This is a genomic window from Evansella halocellulosilytica (assembly GCF_002335745.1).
In the GTDB taxonomy this organism is placed as follows: domain Bacteria; phylum Bacillota; class Bacilli; order Bacillales; family Salisediminibacteriaceae; genus Bacillus_CA; species Bacillus_CA halocellulosilytica.
The window spans coordinates 3,494,402-3,509,043 of record NZ_NIST01000001.1 but is presented as its reverse complement, the minus strand read 5'-3'; the positions used below and the strand labels follow the sequence as shown (position 1 = coordinate 3,509,043).

Sequence of the window (14,642 nt, the reverse complement as noted above, 5' to 3'; positions counted from 1 at the left end):
TGTTTTTTGTTTAGGAATCAACAATTTATCTCTTTCATTTCTTATTTTTTTGCATCTACTACTTTCTTCAATAACGTTAGTCTTTGATCTTGACTTACTCCGCGATTAAATAAACCAAATGCCATTGAATTCGAATCTACGCGATGAACAAATACTAAGTCCAAAGCTGGAATAATATCGATAGATTGCCCATATCTCCCTATTGCAGAATACATATCTAACTCGGCAAAATAGCCTTCTGTTGCTGGCCACCACATATAACCGTAGTCATATACATCATTAAAAGCTACTTCTGCCTGAGGCTTCGTGCTCTTTTGAATCCATTCTTTCGGAATAATTTGTTCACCATTCCATTCACCTTCTTGTAGATAAAGCTGACCAAAACGGGCCATATCCCTAGTCGAGATTTGAAATAAATAAGATGGATGAACAGACCTTCTTAATTCATGTTTATACTTTGTATTATTGAGGGAAAAATCTTCCATTTCAAGCGGATCAGCAATTTCTTCATAAAATACACGAAACAAATCGTTATCAGTTTGCTCATTAAAAATCGTGCCGAGTACGTTAAAATCCCAATTATTATAATAAAAATTTGTTCCTGGCGGATGGCTCCCACGATGCGGTCTAGCACGTCTCATCGTCCACGACTCTTCCCCCGCAGTATGATACACACCGGAACTAGAAGAAAGCAAATCGGTGATGATTGCCGTTCTTTCTAATGCTGTTAAAGAATTTCGATCATCAATATTTAATTCATCTAATGTGGATTGTAAATGGATGTCTCCCCTGCTTTCATATATCCCATACAGGGAGCTGAGAAAACTTTTCCTGACAGAATGCGCATTCGTATTTTTTGCGACGTTTCCCCATGTAAACAATACTTTTCCTTTATAAATAGCCATTGCAGAAGTAGAGTTGATTGACTGATAATAATCCTTTGCATCATCAAGCTTTTCAGATGACCAACCTGCATCTTCTGGTGAATCGTAGGACTCCCAGCTTGAGAACAACATAATTTGAGGTGATTGGATCATAATGATATACACTCCAATAATAAGGATCAATATTCCGAATATGACAGCCGTTAGTCCCTTTCTAGTCACAAAGAAAAACCCTTCCTCAATCATATCGCTTTTCATATTTCTTACACTAAAGGGTGTTTAAAAAGCATTAAATAAAGATTTTTATTAATGTATGAATATTTAACGTAACACAATTATAAGGTTTTAAACAAGAACGATATATATCGTGTAAGTATTGATAACTTGAAGAATTATCCTGATGATTGGCCTTGTCAGGTCTCATAGACCAAAAGGTTATACGCAATTAAGTTAGTTCAATCAGTGAATAAAATAAGACCCTTTCAATTTTATGAAAGGGTCTTAATTGGAGTTACAATTATTTTTGAACGTTTGCAGCTTGAGGTCCACGCTGACCTTGTTCGATGTCAAAACTTACTGTTTGACCTTCTTCTAGTGTTTTGAAACCGTCACCTTGAATAGCTGAGAAATGTACGAATACATCGTCTTGCCCTTCAACTTCAATAAATCCAAAACCTTTTTCTGCATTAAACCATTTAACTGTACCTTGAGTCATAACTTATTTCCTCCTGCACGGGTTTTTCCCGCATATTTATTACTATTTTTGCTCTCATACTCATTCAAGATGAAACTCACTCATAAAAAGCCATTTCTTCCTTCACTCATATCCGAACATAAATAATTAAACTCAGTATAGCATATGCAAACATAAAAAGATACCACCTTTTGCAAAATAACTTTTACCTCGCACTCGTGCATATGCTTTACTTCTAGTATTAACAGCCCCTTCAAGATTATACATCTTTTTTTAAAATTGTTGATACATTCATTATAAACCTCACGCTCTGCTTGCGGGAAAGCATACGTTTTTTGAACAATCAATCTCAAGATATTCAATGTTCATAACCTGATAACCCCTCCAAGCAGATGTTTATATTGATGGTGTTAAACCGTACTATTCAAGGGAAAATCAATAATTTAAATTCACTCGGGAACAATGATAAATAATTGCGAATGTAATTGTTGTATGTTTCTTTTCTTCATTTATGCTATAATTGACGAGTTGAAGAATAATTTGGAAGTCGTGAGATAGGAGAGAAAAATAGATCATGATTAATCGATTAGATTTAAGAAATATCGCGATTATTGCACACGTTGATCACGGTAAAACAACATTAGTTGATCAGCTATTAAAGCAGTCAGGAACATTTCGTGAAAACGAACAAGTGGATGAACGTGCAATGGATAATAACGATATAGAAAAAGAACGTGGTATTACGATATTAGCAAAAAATACTGCAGTAAAGTATAAGAAAACAAGAATAAATATTATGGATACACCTGGTCATGCCGATTTTGGCGGTGAAGTGGAACGTATTTTAAAAATGGTTGATGGTGTTCTTTTAGTTGTGGATGCTTATGAAGGCTGTATGCCACAAACACGCTTTGTTTTGAAGAAAGCATTAGAACAAAAGCTCACCCCTGTCGTCGTATTAAATAAAATTGATCGGGAAATGGCCCGTCCTGAAGAAGTTGTTGATGAAGTATTAGACTTGTTTATTGAACTTGGTGCGGATGAAGATCAACTTGATTTCCCTGTTGTTTATGCTTCGGCAATCAAAGGGACTGCAAGTGAAGATCCATACAAGCAAGACGAAGATATGACTGTTTTATTTGAAGCTATTGTTAAAAATGTCCCTGCCCCAGTCGATAATAGTCAAGAGCCATTCCAATTCCAAGTTACAATGTTAGACTATAATGATTACCTTGGCAGAATTGGAGTAGGTCGTGTGTTTCGAGGTACGATCCGTACTGGAGATCAAGCGGCTCTTATTAAATCGGATGGGACAATTAAGAAATTCCGTATTAATAAATTGTTCGGTTTCTTAGGGTTGAAAAAATTGGAGATTGACGAAGCGTCTGCTGGTGATTTAATTGCTATAACTGGTATCGATGATATTATGGTTGGGGATACGATCTGCCCTGTGGATCACCAAGAAGCTCTAGAGCCTGTACGAATCGATGAACCAACTTTACAAATGACATTTTTAGTTAATAACAGTCCGTTTGCTGGCCGTGAAGGTGACTATGTGACGAGTCGTAAAATTGAAGAGCGCTTAAAAACACAACTTGAAACTGATGTAAGCTTAAGAGTCGAAAATACTAGCTCACCAGATGTATGGAAAGTATCCGGTCGTGGAGAACTTCACCTGTCAATTTTAATCGAGAACCTTCGAAGAGAAGGTTATGAGTTACAAGTATCTAAACCTGAAGTTATTACAAAAGAAGTTGACGGAGTCCTTTGCGAGCCAGTGGAAAGAGCACAAGTTGATGTCCCAGATGAGTATACAGGTGCAATTATGGAGTCGTTAGGTGAACGAAAAGGCGAAATGATTGACATGGTTAATAAAGGGGATGGTCAAGTTCGCATGGACTTTATCGTCCCTTCAAGAGGTTTAATCGGTTATTCAACTGAATTTATGGCTCAAACGAAAGGTTATGGAATATTAAATCATAGTTTTGATGGATACAGACCTGTAGCTGAAGGCTATGTGGGCGGCAGACGTCAAGGGGTGCTCGTTTCTATGGAAACAGGTAAGGCTACTCCTTATGGAATGTTACAAGTGGAAGATCGAGGTACACTATTTGTTGAACCAGGTACGGAAATATATGAAGGGATGATTGTTGGTGAACATAATCGTGACAATGATTTAACTGTCAATATTACGAAGATGAAACAACAAACAAACATTCGTTCAGCAACGAAAGAGAATACAGTTACAATGAAACGTCCAAAGATTTTAACGCTTGAAGAAGCGTTAGAATACTTAAATGACGATGAATATTGTGAAGTAACACCTCATTCAATCAGGTTGAGAAAGAAAATATTGGAAAAAAGCTTCAGAGAACGTGAAGAAAAACGAAAAAAGTTAGCAAAACAAAACGCTCATTAGATCATACTGTTCATATTGAAAAGCTTAGCTGTTAAATCGCTAAGCTTTTTTTCTATATCGACCATAATACGATCTACTTACTTCTTATTTGTTCGTCCAACTTTTATCATGAAAATTTTAGTCTTCATCAGGTTCGATTAATGAAGGGACATTATTCTCGTCTAAATAATCTTCGTATTTCTCATGACCAACTGATACACCGCTGTAATTCCCGTGAATATCTGAAGTAAGAATATTTTCGACATCTTCAACATATCCAATACGCTCATCAGATTCTACATACATTTCATTATAGCTTTTTTCAGATTCAACCATCTCTTGTGGCGTTTCTGATGTCCCGTACTGACTTACTTCTTGCCACGTATCTTCTGCATCATAAAATGTTTGACCTTTTTCACTCTCATCATAATCATATTTCCCAAACGGAGGTGTCAATGCCTCCTCCTCAACAGGTCGATCATGAGAATTGCGGTGTTCAGCATGTTCAATACAACGTGTCGTCGTTGGAATCGTCTCTAATCTTTCGGGAGAGATATCAGCCCCGCAGACTTCACAAACACCAAACTCCCCTTTTTCCATTCTTGCCAACGTATCATTGATTTGTTGTAAATACGTTTCGGCGTGCTCTTCTAATGAAATATCCTTTTCTCTTTCATACAATTCCGTACCACCATCAGCTGGATGGTTATCATAATTCGATAATTCCCCTACTGACTCCTGTATATGAGCACGGTTGAGATCGTAATGGTCCTCGTTTAATCTTTGCAATAATGAATCACGTTCCTGAATCAATCCCTTTTTTATATCATTAAACTGTTCTTCGTTTAACAAAACAATAACACCTCCAATACAGTCATAGTATATGGAGGTGTTAAAGTTTCTCCCTAAATAGATAATGGAAGTTTTTCATTTTAAAGCCAAAACTTATTTCATTTGAAAACATGATTGATTAACAAGTTCGAAATCAGTTTTCTCTTTAATCTCATTCATTAGTTGGAATAAGGCATGATCTTTTCGTTTTGCCTCGATCATGCAGTCGATCCGTGGGACAGTTCCATTAATTTCATTTAAAAAATTAATAAACATGTCAATGTCAATGAAATCTGCATGATGCCGGAATTGTTTTTCTGTCTTTGGGCTTGATATATGCATTTTAAGTGGCAATGGAGAATATTTCCAAGTAGATATAACACGCTCCCATTCTTTTTGCCAATTTTCATCCATATGATTTGCCAAGTGGTGGTGATAATCAAATACTAATGGTATATTTAACTTTTCACATAAAAAAAGTGTATCGTTCAAATTAAATGTTTTATCATCATTTTCCAACATGAGTGTTTGTTGAATATTTTTTGGTACTGTTTGCCAGTTTTCAATAAAACGCTCCAATGCTAAGGCTTTATTATTATATCTGCCGCCAACATGCATAACACATCGGTGCTTCAGATCAATGTTCATTCCATTTAATAATTGTATATGGAGTTTTAGTGTTTTTAGCGACTCAACAAGCACTTCTTTCTTTGGTGAGTTTAAAAGGACGAAGTGGTCAGGGTGAAAATCGATTCGCATTTTATTTTGTTTTATAAAATCGCCGATTTCCATTAATTTATCTTGTAGTGGATTTATATAGTCCCATCCATTTAACTCAGGATGTGTAGCGAGTGGAACGATTTTCGAACTAAAGCGAAAAAAAGTAATATCGTGTGCTTTATTATGTTTTAAAAGACGTAAACAATTTTCTAAATTTGATAATGCAATCCGTTCAAGTTTCCTTCGTGCAGCGTCAAGATCATTATACTTTTTATAATGTGTATAAGTCATTGTTTGTGATGGTGAACTGTTTTTAAGTTCAACGCTCATAGCTACATATCCGAGCCTAACTAAGGTCATAAAAATCATTCTCCCCTGTTTTATCAATAGTCATTTTCTTAAATGGGAAGTTTTATGTATGATTTACGTGACGATCTATTAGTGGGTCTTTTTCTTTTTCATGAAACGGCGGATAAATATCCGGATGTAAAATATGGGCTATTTTTTTTAAGCCTATAATAAGGCGTGGTGATGGTCTGCAAAAAAACGGTTCTTCTAATACATACAATTGATTGTTTTTTATTGCATTCATTTCACTCCATCCTGGTCGCTTCATGACTACACTAGGCTTCACTTTATTTTGTTGTACACCAACCCATACTAATGAAATGACGTCTGGGTCTCTTTGCTTAACATCATCCCAATTCGTTTGAACATTCGCTTCTTGATAATCTGTAAAGGCATTTTTTGCGCCTGCTAATTCACTCATTTCAGTCAGCCAATTTCCTTTGCCAGGAGTAAATACAGGCTTTGGCCACCACTCCCAATAGATAGAACGGACTTCCTTCACTTGCTTACTTAACTTGCGGTATCTTTCAAGAATACGAAGGTACTTTTCATGAATTTTATTAGCTTTTTCTTCATGATTCGTCCATTTACCTATAAGCTTCAATTGATTTCCGATCTCTTCGAATGTTGTAGGATTTGGAACAATTTTATAAGGAATGTGACGTTCCTTCAGTTTCTCAATGTTTTTTTCCATTCCGGGTACAGTTAATGATGCTAATACGAGGTCTGGCTTGAGCGATTCGACACGATCCATATTAATATTCAAATCTGGACCGAGTCTTGGCAAATCATGTATTTCCTTCGGCCAATCGGAATAATCATCAACACCAATAAGTGATTTAGTTAAACCTAAATATGCAAGGAGTTCTGTATTACTTGGGCAGATTGAAATGATATTCATTCTTAAGTATCCTCCCTATTTTGAAAAAGATGTTTACAGCTCGTTTTATCATTTTTATAATACATGAAGGAAGGGGGAATTTGTTATGAAAAATTATCATTGTTGCGCTACTTGTATTCATTTCCATGCAGAAAAAAAGAAAGATGGGATGAACTACTTTTGTATTCGTTTAGGGTACGAAACGAAACCAGCTTACAAATTTAATTGTTGGGCCCCAAAAGAAAATGTCATAAAGTTAATAAATAAAGATAAAAATAATGATTAAATATTCGTTGAACGACTCATTAAAAAAATACTCGTTAGCTAACTTCCCTCATATAAATTAGTTTAACATACTAAATATTTACTTAGTCACTATTTGAGCACATTAGCAAATTATTAGAATTATTTTTTTAAACCAATTAAAACGAATCCGACCCCGAGCCCGATAAAGAGAAGTTTCGAGAATGATAATTTATCTGCAATATGAATGATCCCTATTGTCATACTGCTAATAAAAATTATCGGTCCAGCTATAGCGAGTATTGCATTTACCATTAAAGCTTTTTCGATGCTATTAAATTTTAGTATTAAGAAACCTGCAAGGATTTCTAACGTTCCTGAAAATAAGCGCAACCCTGCCATAATGAGAATGATTTTATCTATTAAAATAAACATCCGATCCCTCCTGGATAGTCATTTGAATTTAGAGCTTGTACATTTTATGCCGACAAAAGAGCTTCAATTCCATTTACTCCGTCATGATCCATATAAAAATGTGCCTTCATAATTAAAGACACATTCATTAGCTACAGACGAATATTTAATTGGATGTCGTTTAACCCTTGACGTATAATGGATTCATCATTGTGAAAATGTAATTCATCAAAGAGTAATTGTTCAATTTCTTCAATTTCGCAAATAATTTTTGCTAATTCTTTACTTATAAATGTCGATTCTTTCCCATCGTTAAGTTTCTTCTTATAACGACTATATTTTTGGTCCAATTCTTCAATTTGTTCAAATACGCGCTCTATTGAGCCGTATTGTTGGATAAGCGGTAAGGCAGATTTTTCTCCAACACCAGGGCACCCCGGTATATTATCACTTCTATCTCCTAAAAGAGCTTTAACATCTATCCATTGATTAGCATTTATTCCATACTCTTCTTTAAAGTGGTCAATTGTATAAACCGTTTCTTGCTTTTTTAATGAAAGTATTTGTGAAACATTTGGTTTTAATAGTTGAAACAAGTCTTTATCATTACTATAGATATAGCATGCTCCTGTCATTTCATTGCACCATTTTGAAGAGATGGCTCCAATTACATCATCTGCCTCATAAGAAGGAACCGTTAATTGTGTAATTCCAACCTTATCTAAGACTTCAGTACATGTATGATATTGTTCGATTAGAGGTTCAGGTAAATCATTTCGCTGCGCTTTATAAAATTCGTGCATTTGACTTCGTTTTGTTTCATTTCTTTTTACGTCCCATGCCACTGCCACATGGGTCGCTTCGTGCTCAGAAATTAAATTAAATAATTTTTGAAAGAATACTCTTAATCCGTTTATATATTTCCCATCACTATTTTTTTGAAGGTCATCATCATTTTTCCCATAAGATGTAGCGAAGTATCCCCTACTTAGTAAATTAAAGCCATCAATTAATAATAAAGTCTGTCGTTCCATTCAATTTAACTCCTTCATTTACATATCTATTTTTAGTCTTCTTAATCATACCATGATATCTCAAGCATATCATTTAATTGTTTGCTACTAATACGTCATGAGCCCTCATATTTATATTAACGAATGGTTCAACTTCTGTTAGTATGAAAATAAATGTATTAAGCCATTTTTTCACATGTACTATTAAAAGAAATCTCATATTATACTTATAAATTGTCCGTAGCAGTCAGAAGTAATAGAGGTGATAGGTCGTATGGAAAAACTTAAAGAGCTGGATTTATTGAAGGAAATATCAGAAATTTTGAACAAAGAAACCGACCGTCAAAAGATGCTCCATTCTGTACTTGAACATTTACTTTCTCTCACTCATTTAGAGACTGGATGGATTTTTACTTTTGACCAATTTGGAAAGATGGAACTTTCATCATCGGTTCACCTTCCTGAGGCACTTTGTTATGAAAATAAACGTTATATGTGTGAAGGAGGTTGCCGCTGTGTTGAACAATATAATAGTGGACGGTTAAATAAAGCGACAAACATTATTGAATGTAAGCGAATTGAAGAAGCAGAAAAGTTTAACAGAGGTGACACAGAAGGTATCACTCACCATGCCTCTATTCCATTAAAGGCAGGAGAAAAAATGTACGGAATATTAAACGTAGCCTCGCCAAACAAGCTGACATTTACAAATAAAGAATTAGCTGTCCTTGAATCAGTCGCTTTTCAAGTTGGTAGTGCGATTCAACGGTTGGAACTATTTGAGAACGAAAAAAAACTACATTTAATCGAAGAACGGAATCGGTTAGCCCGTGACTTGCATGATCAAGTGAATCAACTTCTTTTTTCGATTATGTATATTGCTAATGGAACGAAATCATTAACATCAAATGACGATATTTTACATAGCTTAGGAAAAATTCAACAGATGTCACAAGATGCATTAACAGAGATGAAATCACTTATTTGGAATTTAAAAGCCGATCTATCGAAAGATGGATTTGAAAAATCAATTAAAACATATGCCTCAAAAATTGGTGTGAGCATACAATGCAAGACTGAATACCGGGATCCACTGCCAGAATATATTCAAATAGTGTTATACCGTATTGCTCAAGAATCCTTAAATAATATAAAAAAACATAGTCAATGTTTAACCGGATTGATCTCCTTAAGAGAAACAAAACTTCAGCTGATTATGGTCATCAAAGACTACGGAGTTGGATTCGCATCGGAAAATAATAGTGGATTAGGATTTTTAAGTATGAAAGAAAGGGCAGCCTCTATTGGAGGAACATGTAAGATTACAAGTAAAGAAAATGCTGGAACAACTGTTACAGTAATCGTTCCCTTTAAAAAATGAAGTAGGTGAGAAATTTGAACATAAAATTAATTGTAGTAGATGACCATCATGTTGTTCGACAAGGCCTCATCTTTTTTCTTGAAAAAAATAGTCATTTCTCGATTGTTGGTGAAGCCAGTAATGGCAAAGAATTACTCGGACTTTTAGAAGAATGTGAGACGCCAGATGTTATTTTACTAGATTTATCGATGCCAATTTTAGACGGAACTTTAACAACAAAGAAATTAAAAGCACAGTATCCGGAAATTTCGATTCTCATTTTAACAAGTTTTGAAGGAGAGGAACATGTCATCCCTGCTATTCAAGCTGGTGCTGACGGGTATTGTATAAAGGATACTACTCCTGAAGATTTAGTAACAGCCATTGAAAACGTTTATGAAGGGAAGAAAAATATTGACCCTAAAGTGGCTTCCCACCTTTTAAAACATGTTCAAAAACCGTCTGATGAAGAAGTTTTAGCGATCGAAAGCTTGACGAGGCGTGAACGTGAAGTGTTAATTGAAATTGCCAGCGGAAAAAACAATAGAGAAATAGCAGAATGTTTATATATTACCGAAAAAACCGTTAAAACTCATATAACAAATATCTTCTCTAAATTACCTGTTCATGACCGTACTCAAGCTGCTTTATTTGCGGTGAAACATCAAATCAAATAAATTTCTGCCCGTTTTTCACGTGATCTATTCAAGTATTTCAGACTTAAGTTGTAAAAATGTTCAACCGATGGAATGATCAAAAATACACTTATAAACTGACGATTTGCAACCTTTCTTTCATTACACTATGTGTAAGAAATAAAGAAAGGTGGAAAAACATGAAAACAATATTAGCTATTTGTGGCTCACATAGAAAAGTGAAACAGTTGATGGCAGATGTACCTTTTTTCGATAAAAAAAACAGAAAGCACACTGAAAGAATTCACCCTCGTGATAAGCATCCCAATATATTTATAAGAAATATATACCGACTTTAATCATAAAAGGCTGTCCCTTACTTATTGACGAGACAGCTTCTCCCCTTTTAATTTCTACATCCTAGAATCCTAAGAAAAACTCACTGAATATGGTGATCAGCATAAACTGTACTGATAACCATGATTATTAGTTTGAACAAAAAGGGAGAATTGTGTAGTGAACTTACCAGGAACTCACATTTTGCATACTGTACAAACCGGTGATACATTATATTCATTAGCAACAAGGTACAATAGTAGTGTTGATGATATTGTTCGTTCAAATGGCATTTATCCGCCTTTTACAGATCCTGGTCTTATTTATCCTGGACATTTATTAGTAATCTCTGTAGCACATTTAAATAGGAATGAAGTTCTTTATGTAGTTCAAAGAGAAGATACAATATATCAAATTGCCAATAAGTTTCAAAGTTATCCTGACCTTATAGCAGGGATCTCTTCTGGCATACAAAATGCAAACTTTATCTTCCCTAATCAACAAGTAAGAGTACCTGTTATGATTTATTTCATACAGGAAGGAGACACACTAAATCATATTTCTGAAAGGACGGACGTTTCAGTTAACGATATGATAGCAGTAAATGAAGGACGTCCTAGTATTTCTCCAGACTTAATTTATGAAGGGATTAAGCTCATAATTCCTCTACCTACTTCTGAAAATATTGCTGTGTTTTCCCCTTTGCCTGGGGATAACGTCCAACAAACTGTTAATGTAGAAGGGTATGCACGTGCGTTCGAAGCGAATGTTCTGTTACAAATTGTCGATGCTAGGGGAAATTCTCTAACTGGAGAACAATTTACAACAGCAGCTTATGCAGGTCCTGCCTTTGCTCCTTTTCGTACGGATCTCCAAATTGAACAAGAACCAGAAACGACTTTTGGGTACTTACAAGTATATACTCGAAGTGCAAAAGATGGCAGTATACAAGATTTAACACAAATTAAAATTTATTTTAATTAACCATCCAGCCAAAAAACAGACTGCTTTATTCAGTAAGTCTGTTTTTTGGCTAAAATATACCGTACAAACCACTGGAAAGGCTTAACACTTTCCTTTCGAGAAAACTCCCCAGTGAAAATCGTAATAAGCTGTTCAGTTGGCGCGACAAAAATATACTGCCCGCCATTCCCTGCAGCATAATAAAAATAAGGCTGTTTTTCTTTTAAAGCTGGACTGTACCACCAATGATAGCCATATTGTTGACTACCTATATTCGTTTCAGTATAAGGTTGTGTCGATTCATATATCCAAAACGTAGGTAAAATTTCTTCTCCATTCCAATTCCCGCCATCTAAATAAAGCTTCCCTAATGCTAATAAATCAACAGGCTTCATATGCAGACCAAATCCTCCAGTCGTTATTCCTTGAGGATCTTCATCCCATCTAAAGTCTTTGATCCCCATTGGTTGAAATAAAAATTCCCTTGCGTAATCAGCTGTTTTCATGCCTGTTTCCATTTGGAGGATTGCACTTAATAGATGTGAATTCGCACAGCAATATTTCATTTCTTTACCAGGTATTTGTACTATCGGAAGATTTAAAATATAGTTTATCCAGTGATCACTGTTTTTCATTTTTGCATTGCCTGACCAGTATAACCCAGAGCGCATCGTTAATAAATGTTCAAGTGTTATGTCTTTTTTCTCTTGGTCGACGCTCGGGAAGTAGTGATCAATCGAGTTGCTTAAATGACTTATGTCTCCTCTATTTAAGGCGATTCCATATAACATAGATATAACGCTTTTTGTAATCGAATTTACTTTCTGGATTTGATTTATCATGCTTTGATTGAATTCAAATAAAGTCTCGTCATGCTGATGAATGATACACGTTTTTACTTGGCTGTTCGTTAAGACTTGATTCAATTTTTCATACGGCATTCTTATCCTATCCTTCTCTATTTACTTTGATCTTAGGAGATATGATTGTTTTTTAAATTGGTAATATAAAAAACATCCGACACAAAACCCTAACAGTGCAACTGTTGCTGCAACTGTTACCATGCCCGTTATGACCCATGTCAACCAATGATTTGTAAAAATGTATAAAATGATGGCAATTGTAATGAGTGAAGCAGCAATTGATTGATTAAATCGAGTTAATACTGCGGATTCTGTGTCATCTTTTGACAGGTCTATCGTTGTCAGTTGTTTTGTAATGATAAATGCTACATTCGCCTTCGGTCCAAATGCTAACGATGTATAAATGAAAATGGCAGTGATTACAAGTAGCCAAATGCTTTGAAAAATAATTGCGAGCAACGTTAAAATGACCATCATCCATTGATTCGCTCTCACTAATGTTTGCGGGATTTCCTTCATAGACACATATAACCTCCCATCTAAAGATCATTAAATATTTTATATTACAAATATAACAGAAAACGTCTGCTTCTAAATAATATTCTATTCCGATCCTTTTAATTAGTGATGGTTGACCAATAAAAAAAGCCAAGCTTCTCACCCAAAGTGTGTAAAGCAAGGCTTTCTTTAAAAGCATTTCATTCACTTTTTCACATGTAATTCAACGTCTATATTACCTCTCGTTGCTTTTGAATAAGGGCAAAAATCGTGTGCTTTCTTCATTAAATCTTCAGCTTCTACATGTGATACACCTTGTATTTGAGCGTGAAGTACAACACTAATTTTAAAGCCGCAATCACTGTCATCATTTTCGAGACTAACTTCTGCTTCTATAGAAGAAGTGATTTTCTTCTTTTCTTTTGCAGCCATCGCATTTAGTGCACCATCGAAACATGCCGCATACCCTGCAGCAAATAATTGTTCCGGGTTGGTTGCATCTTCTCGTATGACTCCTCCTTTCGGCATAGCTAGCGGCAAATCAATGACTCCGTTATCAGATTTAACGGTTCCTTCTCTACCTCCCGATGCCTTTGCTTTTGCTGTCAATATAATATCTGTCATTTTTTCACTCCTACCTTTATTTATTTTTACTTCAGTTATCTTTAGTATTCATACAAATAATGAATTCCATGTGCTTTTGACAGGTATAACTTTACGTCTACTAGTAACGATACTCGGTTAATAACTATCCGCCTGTAAAACGGGCCGTTTTAATTTCGCCCTATAACGGCACCAGAGTCCCTTAAGGGACCTTATTCAGATGGTTTTGCCAAAAGTATTTCTTTATGTCAAAGCTACACCTGGACTACTTTTACCATTTGTCGAATAGCTCCAAGATGATATGCTGAATGAGCCAAAGATGCTACCACGGTGGCAGATTGTTCATTCCATTCAATGGTGTCAATCGATTCCAAAAGTGTTAAGTATTCATTTTGTAATCCTCCTTGAATACGGTTCCATTGCTGTTCATCTACTGAATGAATATCCCAGCTCTTTCCCCAATCCATTTCCGGTTGTATCCCCTTTTTTAAGATGCCATTGGTTCCCCACATGTGATAGCGGACGTGATCAGTATGTGCAGCCAATGTTGTTCCATGAACTGACATTGATGCTTGATCGCAAGACAATCCCTCTAGTACACCGAAAATTCCTGAATTCGGTTCAACGGTTGTGAACCAAGTTCCTTCTACAGGAGTCGGGGGGCCTTCGAATGTTTCCTTTATCATCGCTTTAATCGAGTTTCTTAATGCTTCACTCATCTTTTAATCCCTCCAATAAATTTTGTTATGCATACATACAACTGCCAATTGTGTCTTTCTCGCCAGTACATACACCAACACCTTAACAGGCTCCATGTTTACTGACACCATGCTATCGTTCTGGAGTCAACGGATGGATGTCAAATTTCATTTTTAGCCGTTCATTCAAAAACTTCAAAATAATTGATTTACCTTTAGTAGGCGATATCCTTTACGAACAGATTTCAAAGATACTTTAGC

17 protein-coding genes are annotated in these 14,642 nt (G+C 35.4%); 6 read left to right on the top strand and 11 right to left on the bottom strand.

From position 1 onward, the window contains the following. Nucleotides 1-41: 41 nt before the first annotated feature. Nucleotides 42-1,142, bottom strand: a complete 1,101-nt coding sequence (locus CD001_RS16775; protein ID WP_257009839.1) for a serine hydrolase domain-containing protein — start codon at nt 1,140-1,142, stop codon at nt 42-44. A gap of 259 nt (nt 1,143-1,401) precedes the next feature. Next, the gene (locus CD001_RS16770) at nt 1,402-1,599 is read right to left on the bottom strand and encodes a cold-shock protein (RefSeq protein ID WP_096188788.1); all 198 of its coding nucleotides are present in this window, start codon (nt 1,597-1,599) and stop codon (nt 1,402-1,404) included. A 553-nt stretch (nt 1,600-2,152) separates the two neighbouring features. Between CD001_RS16770 and typA the strand changes: the two genes are divergently transcribed. Beyond that, complete coding sequence (gene typA / locus CD001_RS16765) at nt 2,153-3,997, top strand: translational GTPase TypA (RefSeq protein ID WP_096188787.1); 1,845 nt, start codon at nt 2,153-2,155, stop codon at nt 3,995-3,997. A 117-nt stretch (nt 3,998-4,114) separates the two neighbouring features. On the opposite strand, the gene CD001_RS16760 is transcribed toward typA, so the two are convergent. From CD001_RS16760 to CD001_RS16750, 3 genes are all read right to left on the bottom strand, one after another. Next, a complete protein-coding gene (locus CD001_RS16760; RefSeq protein WP_096188786.1) occupies nt 4,115-4,828 on the bottom strand; it encodes a TraR/DksA C4-type zinc finger protein in 714 nt (237 codons plus the stop codon). 93 nt (nt 4,829-4,921) lie between these two features. Then, the gene (gene uvsE, locus CD001_RS16755) at nt 4,922-5,887 is read right to left on the bottom strand and encodes a UV DNA damage repair endonuclease UvsE (protein ID WP_096188785.1); all 966 of its coding nucleotides are present in this window, start codon (nt 5,885-5,887) and stop codon (nt 4,922-4,924) included. 52 nt (nt 5,888-5,939) lie between these two features. Next, the gene (locus tag CD001_RS16750) at nt 5,940-6,776 is read right to left on the bottom strand and encodes a cobalamin-binding protein (protein WP_096188784.1); all 837 of its coding nucleotides are present in this window, start codon (nt 6,774-6,776) and stop codon (nt 5,940-5,942) included. Nucleotides 6,777-6,861: 85 nt separating this feature from the next. Here CD001_RS16750 and CD001_RS16745 point away from each other — a divergent pair, with 85 nt between their 5' ends. Then, complete coding sequence (locus CD001_RS16745) at nt 6,862-7,041, top strand: hypothetical protein (protein WP_096188783.1); 180 nt, start codon at nt 6,862-6,864, stop codon at nt 7,039-7,041. A gap of 119 nt (nt 7,042-7,160) precedes the next feature. On the opposite strand, the gene CD001_RS16740 is transcribed toward CD001_RS16745, so the two are convergent. Then, nucleotides 7,161-7,433, bottom strand: coding sequence for a YqhV family protein (locus CD001_RS16740; RefSeq protein WP_096188782.1), 273 nt, complete (start codon nt 7,431-7,433; stop codon nt 7,161-7,163). 131 nt (nt 7,434-7,564) lie between these two features. Next, the gene (locus CD001_RS16735) at nt 7,565-8,446 is read right to left on the bottom strand and encodes a 5'-3' exonuclease (protein WP_096188781.1); all 882 of its coding nucleotides are present in this window, start codon (nt 8,444-8,446) and stop codon (nt 7,565-7,567) included. 253 nt (nt 8,447-8,699) lie between these two features. Here CD001_RS16735 and CD001_RS16730 point away from each other — a divergent pair, with 253 nt between their 5' ends. The 4 genes from CD001_RS16730 (at nt 8,700) to CD001_RS16720 (ending at nt 11,740) form a co-directional block, all read left to right on the top strand. Continuing rightward, nucleotides 8,700-9,806: a GAF domain-containing sensor histidine kinase gene (locus tag CD001_RS16730; protein ID WP_096188780.1), complete on the top strand. Its 1,107-nt coding sequence runs from the start codon at nt 8,700-8,702 to the stop codon at nt 9,804-9,806. Between the two features lie 14 nt (nt 9,807-9,820). Then, the gene (locus tag CD001_RS16725) at nt 9,821-10,462 is read left to right on the top strand and encodes a response regulator (protein ID WP_096188779.1); all 642 of its coding nucleotides are present in this window, start codon (nt 9,821-9,823) and stop codon (nt 10,460-10,462) included. Between the two features lie 158 nt (nt 10,463-10,620). After that, the gene (locus CD001_RS26505; protein ID WP_179298791.1) at nt 10,621-10,779 is read left to right on the top strand and encodes a hypothetical protein; all 159 of its coding nucleotides are present in this window, start codon (nt 10,621-10,623) and stop codon (nt 10,777-10,779) included. Nucleotides 10,780-10,936: 157 nt separating this feature from the next. Then, on the top strand, nt 10,937-11,740 hold the full coding sequence (locus CD001_RS16720; protein WP_096188778.1) for a LysM peptidoglycan-binding domain-containing protein: 804 nt from the start codon (nt 10,937-10,939) through the stop codon (nt 11,738-11,740). Between the two features lie 29 nt (nt 11,741-11,769). Here the strand turns inward: CD001_RS16720 and CD001_RS16715 are convergent, their stop codons facing one another. The 4 genes from CD001_RS16715 to CD001_RS16700 form a co-directional block, all read right to left on the bottom strand. Further along, a complete protein-coding gene (locus tag CD001_RS16715) occupies nt 11,770-12,660 on the bottom strand; it encodes a serine hydrolase domain-containing protein (protein WP_096188777.1) in 891 nt (296 codons plus the stop codon). A 21-nt stretch (nt 12,661-12,681) separates the two neighbouring features. After that, the gene (locus CD001_RS16710) at nt 12,682-13,101 is read right to left on the bottom strand and encodes a DUF4395 domain-containing protein (RefSeq protein ID WP_096190652.1); all 420 of its coding nucleotides are present in this window, start codon (nt 13,099-13,101) and stop codon (nt 12,682-12,684) included. A gap of 183 nt (nt 13,102-13,284) precedes the next feature. Continuing rightward, entirely contained in the window at nt 13,285-13,704 is a 420-nt protein-coding gene (locus CD001_RS16705) for an organic hydroperoxide resistance protein (protein ID WP_096188776.1), read from the bottom strand. 233 nt (nt 13,705-13,937) lie between these two features. Next, nucleotides 13,938-14,402 (bottom strand): hypothetical protein, encoded by a 465-nt coding sequence (locus CD001_RS16700; RefSeq protein ID WP_096188775.1) that lies wholly within the window; start codon nt 14,400-14,402, stop codon nt 13,938-13,940. Between the last annotated feature and the right edge of the window lie 240 nt (nt 14,403-14,642).

What these genes read in the sequence shown, in the direction of transcription:
- CD001_RS16775 (WP_257009839.1), bottom strand. Translation starts at nt 1,142, where the DNA reads ATGAAAAGCGATATGATTGAGGAAGGGTTTTTCTTTGTGACTAGAAAG.
- CD001_RS16770 (WP_096188788.1), bottom strand. Translation starts at nt 1,599, where the DNA reads ATGACTCAAGGTACAGTTAAATGGTTTAATGCAGAAAAAGGTTTTGGA.
- typA (WP_096188787.1), top strand. Translation starts at nt 2,153, where the DNA reads ATGATTAATCGATTAGATTTAAGAAATATCGCGATTATTGCACACGTT.
- uvsE (WP_096188785.1), bottom strand. Translation starts at nt 5,887, where the DNA reads ATGACCTTAGTTAGGCTCGGATATGTAGCTATGAGCGTTGAACTTAAA.
- CD001_RS16750 (WP_096188784.1), bottom strand. Translation starts at nt 6,776, where the DNA reads ATGAATATCATTTCAATCTGCCCAAGTAATACAGAACTCCTTGCATAT.
- CD001_RS16745 (WP_096188783.1), top strand. Translation starts at nt 6,862, where the DNA reads ATGAAAAATTATCATTGTTGCGCTACTTGTATTCATTTCCATGCAGAA.
- CD001_RS16740 (WP_096188782.1), bottom strand. Translation starts at nt 7,433, where the DNA reads ATGTTTATTTTAATAGATAAAATCATTCTCATTATGGCAGGGTTGCGC.
- CD001_RS16735 (WP_096188781.1), bottom strand. Translation starts at nt 8,446, where the DNA reads ATGGAACGACAGACTTTATTATTAATTGATGGCTTTAATTTACTAAGT.
- CD001_RS16730 (WP_096188780.1), top strand. Translation starts at nt 8,700, where the DNA reads ATGGAAAAACTTAAAGAGCTGGATTTATTGAAGGAAATATCAGAAATT.
- CD001_RS26505 (WP_179298791.1), top strand. Translation starts at nt 10,621, where the DNA reads ATGAAAACAATATTAGCTATTTGTGGCTCACATAGAAAAGTGAAACAG.
- CD001_RS16715 (WP_096188777.1), bottom strand. Translation starts at nt 12,660, where the DNA reads ATGCCGTATGAAAAATTGAATCAAGTCTTAACGAACAGCCAAGTAAAA.
- CD001_RS16710 (WP_096190652.1), bottom strand. Translation starts at nt 13,101, where the DNA reads ATGAAGGAAATCCCGCAAACATTAGTGAGAGCGAATCAATGGATGATG.
- CD001_RS16705 (WP_096188776.1), bottom strand. Translation starts at nt 13,704, where the DNA reads ATGACAGATATTATATTGACAGCAAAAGCAAAGGCATCGGGAGGTAGA.
- CD001_RS16700 (WP_096188775.1), bottom strand. Translation starts at nt 14,402, where the DNA reads ATGAGTGAAGCATTAAGAAACTCGATTAAAGCGATGATAAAGGAAACA.